At 74.6% G+C, this 11,689-nt stretch carries 7 protein-coding genes; all 7 read right to left on the minus strand.

All coding sequences use genetic code 11. The annotated features are described in order from the left end of the window. Positions 1 to 14 precede the first annotated feature (14 nt). The 7 genes from A8713_RS13565 to A8713_RS13595 all read right to left on the minus strand — a co-directional run bounded on the left by A8713_RS13565 (position 15) and on the right by A8713_RS13595 (position 11,670). Positions 15 to 1,175: an acyl-CoA dehydrogenase family protein gene (locus A8713_RS13565; RefSeq protein ID WP_064533739.1), complete on the minus strand. Its 1,161-nt coding sequence runs from the start codon at positions 1,173 to 1,175 to the stop codon at positions 15 to 17. Beyond that, positions 1,172 to 3,076, minus strand: coding sequence for an acetyl/propionyl/methylcrotonyl-CoA carboxylase subunit alpha (locus A8713_RS13570; protein WP_064533740.1), 1,905 nt, complete (start codon positions 3,074 to 3,076; stop codon positions 1,172 to 1,174). The genes A8713_RS13565 and A8713_RS13570 overlap by 4 nt, the downstream gene beginning before the upstream one ends. A gap of 11 nt (positions 3,077 to 3,087) precedes the next feature. Beyond that, positions 3,088 to 4,686, minus strand: a complete 1,599-nt coding sequence (locus A8713_RS13575; RefSeq protein WP_064533741.1) for an acyl-CoA carboxylase subunit beta — start codon at positions 4,684 to 4,686, stop codon at positions 3,088 to 3,090. Then, the gene (locus tag A8713_RS13580; RefSeq protein ID WP_064533742.1) at positions 4,683 to 6,371 is read right to left on the minus strand and encodes an acyclic terpene utilization AtuA family protein; all 1,689 of its coding nucleotides are present in this window, start codon (positions 6,369 to 6,371) and stop codon (positions 4,683 to 4,685) included. Before A8713_RS13580 ends, A8713_RS13575 begins: the two co-directional genes overlap by 4 nt. Beyond that, positions 6,368 to 7,171 (minus strand): TIGR03084 family metal-binding protein, encoded by an 804-nt coding sequence (locus tag A8713_RS13585; RefSeq protein ID WP_064533743.1) that lies wholly within the window; start codon positions 7,169 to 7,171, stop codon positions 6,368 to 6,370. The genes A8713_RS13580 and A8713_RS13585 overlap by 4 nt, the downstream gene beginning before the upstream one ends. Positions 7,172 to 7,441: 270 nt before the next feature. Next, a complete protein-coding gene (locus A8713_RS13590) occupies positions 7,442 to 8,440 on the minus strand; it encodes an EamA family transporter (protein ID WP_237305364.1) in 999 nt (332 codons plus the stop codon). 194 nt (positions 8,441 to 8,634) lie between these two features. Next, a complete protein-coding gene (locus A8713_RS13595; RefSeq protein WP_237305365.1) occupies positions 8,635 to 11,670 on the minus strand; it encodes an FAD-binding and (Fe-S)-binding domain-containing protein in 3,036 nt (1,011 codons plus the stop codon). Positions 11,671 to 11,689: the final 19 nt, after the last annotated feature.

Genomic DNA, 11,689 nt, shown 5'->3' on the forward strand with positions numbered 1-11,689 from the left:
CCGCCGGCGGCGGGTCAGTACGACTTGGGCAGGCCCAGGGTCTGGTGGGACACGTAGTTGAGGATCATTTCCCGGCTGACCGGGGCGATACGGGCGACGCGGGAGGCGGTGATCAGGGAGGCGAGGCCGAACTCGCGGGTGAGGCCGTTGCCGCCGAGGGTGTGCACGGCCTGGTCGACCGCCTTCACACAGGCTTCCCCGGCCGCGTACTTGGCCATGTTCGCGGCCTCCCCGGCGCCGATGTCGTCGCCCGCGTCGTACAGGTGGGCGGCCTTCTGCATCATCAGGCGGGCCAGTTCGAGGTCGATGTGGGCCTGGGCGAGCGGGTGGGCGATGGCCTGGTGGGCGCCGATCGGGGTCTTCCACACGGAGCGCTCGCGGGCGTACTCCAGGGCCCGTTCCAGCGCGTAGCGGCCCATGCCGATCGCGAAGGCGGCGGTCATGATGCGCTCGGGGTTGAGCCCGGCGAACAGCTGGAGCAGGCCCGCGTCCTCGTCGCCGACGAGCGCGTCGGCGGGCAGCCGCACCTCGTCCAGGGTCAGTTCGAACTGCTTCTCGGCCGCGTTCAGTTCCATGTCGATGGGGCGGCGCAGGAAGCCCTCGGCGTCCGGCGGGACGATGAACAGGCAGGGCTTGAGGCGGCCGGTGCGGGCGTCCTCGGTGCGGCCGACGATGAGCACGGCGTCGGCGATGTCCACGCCGGAGATGAACACCTTGCGGCCGGTGAGCAGCCAGTCGTCGCCGTCGCGGCGGGCGGTGGTGGTGATGCGGTGGGAGTTGGAACCGGCGTCGGGTTCGGTGATGCCGAAGGCCATGGTGCGGGTGCCGTCGGCGATCCCGGGCAGCCAGGCGCGTTTCTGCTCCTCGGTGCCGAAGCGGGCGATGACGGTGCCGCAGATGGCCGGTGAGACGACCAGCATCAGCAACGGGGCTCCGGCGGCGCCCAGTTCCTCCAGGACGAGGGAGAGTTCGGCGACGCCGCCGCCTCCGCCGCCGTACTCCTCGGGCAGGTTGACGCCGAGGTAGCCGAGCTTTCCGGCCTCGGCCCACAGTTCGGCGGGGTGGCGGCCCTCGGCGACGGTGCGGGCGATGTAGTCGCGGCCGTAGCGCTTGCCGAGCGCCGACACGGCGGCTCGCAGGGCCTTGTGCTCTTCGGTTTCGATGACGGGGCTCATGCGGTCTCCCGGGTGCGAGTGGGCTGTGGTTGCTCACGCGGTTCTTCGTGCCCCTGGTCCTCGCGCACCACCGCCAGCAGCGCGCCGGGCTCGACCTGCTGCCCGGGGGTGGCGTGCAGGGCCGTGAGGGTGCCGGTGACGGGCGCGGAGATCTTGTGTTCCATCTTCATCGCCTCCAGCCACAGCAGAGGCTCTCCGGCCCGTACGGCGGCTCCCTCGGCGAGGCCGTCGGCGAGGCGGACGACGGTGCCGGGCATGGGGGCGAGCAGGGACCCGGGGACGCGCTGGGCGGCCGGGTCGGGGAAACGGGGCAGGGCGGTGAGAGCGGTGCCGTTCACATGGATCCGGTCGCCGTAGCGGGTGACGGTGTATGGGCGCCGTACGCCGTCCGCCTCCAGGACGACCCGGCGCGCGTCCACCTGGACCACGCGCACCTCTCCGGAGTCGGCGGCCAGCCCCGCGCGGGTGTGCCGGTAGCGGACCTCGTGTTCCTCGCCCGCCATCAGGTAGCGCTTGACCTGCGGCTGCGAGGGCACGTTGCGCCAGCCGCCGAAGCGGGAGCGGCCGTGGGCGTCGGCGAGGGCGGCGGCCAGCGGGGCGTACGGGTCGCGCTCGGGCGCGGTCAGCCCGGCCAGGTGGCGGCCGTAGAAGCCGGTGTCCATGCGGCCGGCGGTGAACTCCTCGTGCCGCAGGGAGCGGACGAGCAGGTCGCGGTTGGTGACCGGGCCGTGCACCTCGGCGCGTTCCAGGGCGCCGGCGAGGCGGCGGACGGCCTCCGCGCGCGTGGGGGCGTGGGCGACGACCTTGGCGAGCATCGGGTCGTAGTGCACGCCGATGGTGTCGCCGTCGGTGTAGCCGGTGTCCAGGCGGACGCCGTCCGGTACGGCGAGGCGGTGCAGGGTGCCGGTCTGCGGGGCCCAGTCGCGGGCGGGGTCCTCGGCGTACAGGCGGGCCTCGATCGCGTGTCCACGCGCGCGTGGCGGTTCGGCGGGCAGGGCGTGGCCCTCGGCGACGCGGAGCTGCTCGGCGACCAGGTCGACGCCGAACACGGCCTCGGTGACGGGGTGTTCCACCTGGAGGCGGGTGTTCATCTCCAGGAAGTGCGCCCGGCCGCCGGCCACCAGGAACTCGACGGTGCCGGCGCCGGTGTAGTCGACGGCGCGCGCGGCCCGTACCGCCAGTTCGCGCAGTTCCTGTTCGAGGGCGGCGGACAGGCCGGGGGCGGGTGCCTCCTCGACGACCTTCTGGTGGCGGCGCTGGAGGGAGCAGTCGCGGGTGCCCAGCGCCCACACGGTGCCGTGGGTGTCGGCGAGCACCTGCACCTCGACGTGGCGGCCGTCCTCCAGGTACGGCTCGGTGAACACCTCGCCGTCGCCGAAGGCGTGCGCGGCCTCCGCGCGCGCTGCGGCCAGTTCGGTGTCCAGGTCCGCCAGGCGCCGTACGATCCGCATGCCGCGTCCGCCGCCGCCCGCCGCGGCCTTCACCAGGACGGGCAGGTCGGCCTCGGTGACCTCGTCCAGGGGCGCGATGCCCATGAGCTGCTTGGCGCGGGTCTTGGACGCCATCGCCTCGATCGCCTCGGGCGGCGGGCCGATCCAGACCAGGCCCACGTCCAGGACGGCGCGGGCGAATCCGGCGTTCTCGGAGAGGAAGCCGTAGCCGGGGTGCACGGCGTCCGCGCCGGCCGCGAGGGCCGCCTTCACGATCAGGTCGCCGCGCAGATACGTCTCGGCGGGGGTGTCCCCCGGCAGGCGTACGGCGGCGTCGGCCACGCGCGCGTGCAGGGCGTCCGCGTCCGCGTCGGAGTGCACGGCCAGGGTGCGGATGCCCAGTTCGCGGCAGGTGCGGAAGATCCGGCAGGCGATCTCGCCCCGGTTGGCGACGAGCAGGTGGGAAATCACAGGACGGTCCCTCACATCCGGAAGACGCCGAAGCCGCCGCGGGCGCCCTCGTAGGGGGCGGTGTGGACGGCGGACAGGCACAGGCCGAGCACGGTGCGGGTGTCGCGCGGGTCGATGACGCCGTCGTCGTAGAGCCGCCCGGACAGGAACATCGGGAGCGACTCGGACTCGATCTGTTGTTCGACCATGGCGCGCAGCGCCGCGTCCGCGTCGTCGTCGTAGGGCTGCCCCTTGGCCGCCGCCGACTGCCGGGCGACGATCGACAGGACGCCCGCGAGCTGCTGCGGGCCCATCACGGCCGACTTGGCGCTGGGCCAGGCGAACAGGAAGCGCGGGTCGTAGGCCCGTCCGCACATGCCGTAGTGCCCGGCGCCGTAGGAGGCGCCCAGGAGCACCGACAGGTGCGGGACGCGGGAGTTGGAGACCGCGTTGATCATCATGGCGCCGTGCTTGATGATGCCGCCCTGCTCATACTCGCGGCCCACCATGTAGCCGGTGGTGTTGTGCAGGAACAGCAGCGGGATGTCGCGCTGGTTGGCGAGCTGGATGAACTGCGCGGCCTTCTGCGACTCCTCGCTGAACAGCACCCCCCGCGCGTTGGCCAGGATACCCACCGGGTAGCCGTGCAGGCTCGCCCAGCCGGTGGCCAGGCTGGTCCCGTACAGCGGTTTGAACTCGTCGAAGTCGGAGGCGTCGACGATCCGGGCGATGACCTCGCGCGGGTCGAAGGGGACCTTCAGATCGCCCGGAACGATCCCGAGAAGGTCCTCGTTGTCGTATTTGGGTGGCGGTGCGAAGGGGGGATCGGGATGGGCCTTGCGGTGGTGGAGACGGGCGACGACCCGGCGCGCCTGGCGCAGCGCGTCGCGTTCGTCGACGGCGAAGTGGTCGGCCAGGCCGGACACGCGCGCGTGCATCTCGGCGCCGCCCAGCGACTCGTCGTCGCTCTCCTCACCGGTGGCCATCTTCACCAGCGGCGGCCCGCCGAGGAACACCTTGGCGCGCTCCTTGACCATGATCGTGTGGTCGGACATGCCGGGGATGTAGGCGCCGCCGGCCGTCGAGTTGCCGAAGACGACGGCGACGGTCGGGATGCCGGCCGCCGAAAGCCTCGTGAGGTCACGGAAGATGGCGCCCCCGGGGATGAAGATCTCCTTCTGGGAGGGCAGGTCGGCGCCGCCGGACTCGACCAGGCTGATACAGGGCAGCCGGTTGGCGAGCGCGATGTCGTTGGCGCGCAGGGCCTTCTTCAGGCTCCACGGATTGCTGGCGCCGCCGCGCACGGTCGGGTCGTTGGCGGTGATCAGGCACTCGACGCCCTCGACGACACCGATCCCGGTGACCAGCGAGGCGCCGACGGCGTACTCGCTGCCCCAGCCGGCCAGCGGCGACAGCTCCAGGAACGGCGTGTCGGGGTCGAGCAGCAGCTCGACGCGCTCGCGGGCGAGCAGCTTGCCGCGGCCGCGGTGGCGTTCGACGTACTTGGGGCCGCCGCCCGCGAGCGCCTTGGCGTGCTCGGCCTCCAGTGCGGCGAGCCGGGCGAGCATGGCCTCGCGGTTCGCCCGGTGTTCGGCGCAGCCGGTGTCCAGGGCGGTGGGCAGGACCGTCACAGCAGAGCCTCCGGAATGTCCAGGTGGCGGGCGCGCAGCCACTCCCCGAGGGCCTTGGCCTGCGGATCGAAGCGGTGCTGGGCGGCGACGCCCTCGCCGAGGATCCCCTCGACGACGAAGTTCAGGGCGCGCAGCGCGGGCAGCGCGTGCCGGGTCACGGGCAGCGTGCGGGCCTCCGGGATCAGCTCCCGGAACCGGTCGGCGGTCAGCTCGTGCGCCAGCCACCGCCAGGCGTCGTCGGTCCGCGCCCACACCCCGACGTTGGCGCTGCCGCCCTTGTCGCCGCTGCGGGCCCCGGCGACCAGACCGAGCGGCGCCCGCCGCACCGGGCCGTCCGGCAGCGGCGGCGGCAGATCCGGCGCGGGGACGTCCTCCAGGGCGCGCGCCCGGGGCGCGGGCGGCACGGTGACACGCCGGCCGTCGTGCAGGACGGCCGTGTGCGGGACGGAGTCCTGGGGCACATGGGCGGCCTCGAAGACGCCGTAGGGGGCGCCCTTGCCGGGCGGGGCGAGGACGTGGAAGCCGGGGTAGCCGGCCAGTGCCAGTTCCACGGCGGCGCCGCTGAAGGCCCGGCCCACCGCCTCCGGGTCCCGGTCGCGCACGACGAGCCGGAGCAGCGCGCTGGCCGTCTCCTCGGTGTCGGCGTCGGGCCGGTCGGTGCGCACGAGGTCCCAACGGACCTCGGCGGGGGCGCGCTCGGCGGCGCGCAGCGCGTCGTCGAGCTGCCGCCGCACCAGCTCGGCCTTGCGCGCGATGTCGAGCCCGGTGAGGACGAAGGTGACCTCGTTGCGGAAGCCGCCGAGCCGGTTGACGCCGACCTTGAGGGTGGGCGGCGGTGCCTCCCCGCGCACCCCGTCCACCCGCACCCGGTCCGGCCCGTCCTGGCGCAGCCGTACGGTGTCCAGCCGCGCGGTGACGTCGGGCCCGGCGTAGCGGGCGCCGCCGGTCTCGTAGAGGAGCTGGGCGGTCACCGTGCCGGTGTCCACGACCCCGCCGGTGCCGGGGTGCTTGGTGAGGACCGCGCTGCCGTCGTCGTGGAGCTCGGCGAGCGGGAAGCCGGGGTGGCGCAGGCGGTCGAGGGCGTGGTCGGTGAAGAAGGCGTAGTTGCCGCCGGTGACCTGCGCGCCGCACTCCAGCAGGTGCCCGGCGACGGTGGCGCCCGCGAGCCGGTCCCAGTCGTCGGGCCGCCAGCCGAAGTGGGCGGCGGCCGGGCCGGTGACCAGGGAGGCGTCGGTGACCCGGCCGGTGACGACGACGTCGGCGCCCGCGCTCAGGCACGCGGCGATCCCGAAGCCGCCGAGGTAGGCGTGGGCGGCGAGGCCGCCCGGGTGGGAGGCGGTGAGGTCGTCGCCCTCGACATGGGCGACACGGACGGGCAGGCCGAGCCGGTCGGCCAGTTCCCGCACCCGTGCGGCGAGCCCGGCCGGATTCAGTCCGCCCGCGTTGGCCACGATCCGCACGCCCCGCTCGTGCGCGAGGCCGAGGCACTCCTCCAGTTGCCGCAGGAAGGTGCGGGCGTATCCGGCGGCCGGGTCCTTCAGACGGTCGCGGCCCAGGATCAGCATGGTCAGTTCGGCGAGGTAGTCGCCGGTGAGGACGTCCAGTTCACCGCCGGTGAGCATCTCGCGCATGGCGTCGAAACGGTCGCCGTAGAAGCCGGAGGCGTTGCCGATGCGCAGCGTCACGCGGCCGTCCCCCCGTCCGTCCTCGGCGCGCGCCCGGCACCCGACGGCCCGGCGAACGCCTGTGCGATGTCCAGCCAGCGGTCGGCGTCCGGCCCCTCGGCGCGTACCGCGAGGTCGGCGCGGTGGGCGCGCTGGGTGACCAGCAGGCAGAAGTCGAGCGCGGGGCCGGTGACGCGCTGCGCGGCCCCCTCGGGTCCGTACGTCCACAGATCGCCGGACGGCCCGCGCACCTCCACCCGGAACTCCTCCCCCGGCACGGGCAGCCCCCGCACCCCGAACGCGAAGTCCCGCGCCCGCACCCCGATGCGCACCACATGCCGCAGCCGGTCACTAGGTGCGCGCACCACACCCAGCGCGTCCGCCACGTCCTGTCCGTGCGCCCAGGTCTCCATCAGCCGCCCGGTGGCCACGGACGCGGCCGACATGGGCGGCCCGTACCAGGGGAAGCGCGCGCCGGGCGGCGCGGCCCGCAGCGCCGTGTCGAGTCCGGCCCGGCCCTCCCGCCACCGGGCCAGCAGCACATCGGACGGCAGCCCGGCACCTTCCTCCGCGCCCCGGTCCACGAACGCGTCGGGCTCGGCGAGCGCCTTCTCCACCAGCTCCCGGAACCCGTCCGCGTCGGTGACGGCGAGCAGCGCGGAACGGTCCGTCCAGGCGAGGTGCGCGATCTGATGCGCCACGCTCCACCCGGGCGCGGGCGTCGCCAGCCCCCACTCCCCCGGACCCAACCGCGCGACCAGCCGGTCGAGTTCTTCGCTTTCCTGCCGCAGATCGTCGAACACGGGTGTCGGATCGGCCATGGCAGGGAGCATGGCAGTGCCACTGGAAACAATCAAGCGCGCTTGCATGATTTTTTACGGCGTTGACGCGGGCACGGTTCGGATGCGGATGCGCCCGGACCAGACCGAGAGGGCCGGGCGGGTTCAAGGCTCTGGAGTCAAGGAAGGGCGGGAAGGGGATCGGGCGCGCCAGGTCACTCGGCGCGCACCGCCTTGGCGGCGTCCCGATAGATGGCACCCGCCACCGCCAGGTGGGCGCGTGCCTGCTCGGGCTCGGTGGCGAGACCGGGGTCAGGAGTCCAGTCGGGGGGCCGGGGGCTTGCCCCGGCCTATCTGGGTGCGTACCGCGCCCATGCTCGCCGCGATGACGAGGGCTATCGCGACGAGTTCGAGGGGGGCCAGGGACTGGCTGAGGACGAGGAAACCGGCCAGGGCGGCGATGGCCGGTTCCAGGCTCATGAGGATGGCGAAGGTGGGGGCGGGCAGGCGGCGCAGGGCGAGCAGTTCCAGGGTGTACGGGAGCACGGAGGACAGCACCGCCACCGCGGCGCCCAGGCCGAAGGTCGTCGGGTCGGCCAGCTTCGTGCCGGACTCCACGATGCCCAGCGGCAGGAACAGCACCGCGCCCACCGCCATCGCCAGGGCGAGCCCATCGGCCTGCGGGAAGCGCCGCCCGGTGCGGGCGCTGAAGACGATGTACGCCGCCCACATCGCGCCCGCGCCCACCGCGAAGGCGGCCCCGGCCCCGTCGAGTCCGCCGAAGCCACCGCCGCCGAGGAGGAAGACGCCGACCAGGGCGAGGCCCGCCCAGACCGCGTTGACCGCCCGGCGCGAGGCCACGACCGACAGGGCGAGCGGGCCGAGGACCTCAAGGGTGACGGCGGGGCCGAGAGGGATGCGGGCGACGGCCTGGTAGAAGAGACCATTCATCGCGGCCATGGCCACACCGAACGCGACCACCGTGCCCCAGTCGGCCCGCGAGTGCCCGCGCAGCCGGGGCCGGCAGACCACCAGCAGCACGAGCGCGGCGACCAGCAGCCGCAGGCTCACCACACCCAGCGCGCCCGCCCTCGGCATCAGCGTCACCGCGAGCGCGCCGCCGAACTGCACGGACACACATCCGGCGAGCACCAGCCCCACGGGCCCGAAGGACCCGAAGCGGCCCGAGCCGCCGGGGGCACCCTGTGCGCCCTGCGCGTCCTGCGGGCCACCCGGCGCCGACGCCGACGGCAGGGGCGACGGGGACGGCGACGGGACGGAGGTCATGGGTGCGGCGTCGGGGGTGCTCACGGGCGGTCCAGGGGCTGGTGCGGGAACGGTCGGGGCGGGGGTGGTGCGCGCGGGGGCTCGCCGCCGGAGGGGTGATCCGGCAGACGTTCAACGTGCTGTACTGGTACGTCGCGGTGTACTGGTACGTCCACGGTAGTGGACCAGATCAGGCGTGTGAACCTCTTATGGAACTTACGCCCCCACCCCGGAGGCTGTCATTCCGTGGCGGCACCCGCGCCCGGGTTCGGGTCCGTGTCCGTGTCCGTGTCCGTGTCCGGGTCCAGGTTCGGGTTCGGGTTCGGGTTCGGGTTCGGGTTCGGGTCTGAGTCCGGGGCCGCATCGTCGTCCAGTGCCGCGGCCAGCACCTCCGCCAGGTGTCTGCCGCGCACCCCGGCGAGCTGCTCCAGCTGCGTACGGCAGGAGAAGCCGTCCGCCAGGACCACCGTGCCGTCCGGGGCGCTGCGCACGGAGGGCAGGAGCTGTTCCTCCGCGCAGGCCGTGGACACTTCCCAGTGCCCCTCCTCGAAACCGAAGTCGCCGGCCAGGCCGCAGCAGCCGCCGGAGAGGTCGCCGGTCAGGCCCGCCGCCGTGCGCAGCCGGCGCTCCGCCTCGTCGCCGAGGACGGCGTGCTGGTGGCAGTGGGTCTGACCGGCGACGGGACGGTCCAGGCGGGGCGGCCGCCAGCCGGGGGCGTGGCGCTCAAGGGTCTGGGCGAAGGTCAGCACGCGGTCGGCGAGGCGCTGGGCGCGCGGGTCCTCTGGCAGCAGGGCGGGCAGATCGGTGCGGAGCGCGGCGGCGCAGCTCGGTTCCAGGACGACGACCGGGGCGGTGGTCTCCAGGACCGGTTCCATCAGGTCGAGGGTGCGGCGCAGCACCGTACGGGCGCGGTCGAGCTGGCCCGTCGAGACGTAGGTGAGGCCGCAGCAGACGCGGCCCCGGCCCCGCAGGACGGAGAGCGGGTTCACGGCGGCCGATCTCCCGTCGCCGATGCGCGCCCCGGACAGCCGCAGCGTCGGCGGCAGCGCCACCCGGAGTCCGGCCGCCTCCAGCACCCGTACGGCGGCGCTGCCCACGGACGGCGACAGATGCTCGGTGAAGGTGTCGGGCCACAGGACGACCAGGTCGCCGCCGGCCGCCGGGAACGGCCGCCGCCGGGTGCGCCACCAGCGGGTGAACGGCCGCGCCGCCAGGCGCGGGATGGCGCGCTCGGGCGCGATCCCGGCCAGGCGCTTGGCGACGGCGGCCAGCGGGGGGACCGCGGCGAGCGCGTTGAGGACCGGTGCCGTGCGGGTGGCCGCCGCCCAGCGCAGCCAGCGCGGGAGCAGACCCATGGAGTAGTGCGCGGCGGGGCGGCGGCGCCCGGCGTAGTGGTGGTGCAGGAACTCCGCCTTGTACGTGGCCATGTCGACGCCGACCGGGCAGTCCGAGCGGCAGCCCTTGCAGGCCAGGCACAGGTCGAGGGCGTCCCGCACCTCCGGGGAGCGCCAGCCGTCGGTGATCAGCTCGCCCGCGAGCATCTCGTGCAGCAGCCGGGCCCGGCCGCGCGTGGAGTGCTCCTCGGCGCCGGTCGCCCGGAACGACGGGCACATCACGGCGGCCCCGGACGCCTCCGTCGTACGGCACTTGGCGACGCCGACGCACCGGCGGACCGCCGCGCCGAAGTCGCCGCCGTCGGCCGGATACCCGAAGGCGACGTCCACCGGTTCGCGCGGCAGCACGGCGAAGCGGAGGTTGGCGTCCAGCGGGGCGGGGCGGACCAGCATGCCCGGGTTGAGCAGGTCGTCGGGATCCCAGACGGCCTTGGCGCGCTCGAACAGGGCGACCGTCCGCGCGCCGTACATCTTCGGCAGCAGCTCGGCGCGGGCCTGGCCGTCGCCGTGCTCCCCGGACAGCGAGCCGCCGTGCGCGGCCACCAGGTCGGCCAGCTCCTCCGAGAACAGCCGGAACCGCCCGACGCCCGCCTCGCTCAGCAGGTCGAAGTCGATGCGGACGTGGATGCAGCCGTCGCCGAAGTGCCCGTACGGAGTGCCGCGCAGGTCGTGGGCCTTGAGCAGGGAGCGGAAGTCCCGCAGATAGGGGCCCAGCCGGGCGGGCGGCACCGCGCAGTCCTCCCAGCCGGGCCATGCCTCGGTGCCGTCCGGCATCCGGGTCGCCGTACCGGCCGCGTCCTCGCGGATGCGCCACAGGGCGCGCTGCGCGCGCGGGTCGGTGACGACCAGGGTGTCCACTGCGTCGGCCGCGCCGGTGACCGCCTCGGCACGCGCGCGGGCCTCCGCCTCCGTGTCGCCGCCCGTCTCCACGAACAGCCAGGCGCCGCCCCGGGGCAGCCCGGACGCCGAGGCGGGCACCAGGTCGCGGGACATGCCCTCCACCGTGAGCGGCCGGTGGGGCAGCAGCGCGGGGGCCGCCTCGGCGGCGGCGCCCTCGTCCGCGTACCCGAGCACGGCAAGCGCCCGTGCGGCCGGAGCGCGGACCAGGGACACCACCGCCTCGGTCAGCACGCCCAGGGTGCCTTCCGAGCCGCAGAAGGACCGCGCCACGTCGGCGCCGCGCTCGGGCAGCAGGGCGTCCAGCGCGTACCCGGAGATGCGGCGGGGGAGGTCGGGGAAGCCGGTGCGCAGCCGGGCCAACTCGCCCTCGGCCAGCGCGCGCAGCCCTTCCGGCGCCCCGGCCCACTCCTTGCCGAGGCGCAGCCGCTCGCCGCGCGCGGTGAGCACGGACAGCTCGCGCACGCTGTCGGCGGTCGTGCCCCAGGCCACCGAGTGGGAGCCGCACGAGTTGTTGGCGATCATGCCGCCGAGCGTGCAGCGGCTGTGCGTGGACGGGTCGGGTCCGAAGCGGAGCCCGTGCGGGGCGGCGGCCTCCTGGAGCCGGTCGAGCACCAGTCCCGGCTGGACGACGGCGGTCCGGGCCCCGGGGTCGAGCTCCAGCACCCGGTTCATGTGCGGGGTGAAGTCCAGCACCACCCCGGTGCCGGTCGCCTGGCCCGCGATCGACGTGCCGCCGCCGCGCGGGACCACCGGCACGCCGTGCTCCCGGCACACGGCGAGCGCCGCCGCCACGTCGTCGGCGTCCCGCGGTGCCACCACGCCCAGCGGGACCCGGCGGTAGTTGGAAGCGTCCATGGTGACCAGCGCCCGGGAGGTGACGTCGAAACCGACCTCGCCCCGGACGGCGCGCCGCAGGTCCGCCTCAAGAGCCGAGCCGGCCTGAGGCGCCGATCGGGCCGAGCGATCCGTCTGATCCGTCATGGGTCCAGAATGCATCCGG

The sequence above is a fragment of the Streptomyces sp. SAT1 genome, from assembly GCF_001654495.1.
Lineage (GTDB): Bacteria > Actinomycetota > Actinomycetes > Streptomycetales > Streptomycetaceae > Streptomyces > Streptomyces andamanensis.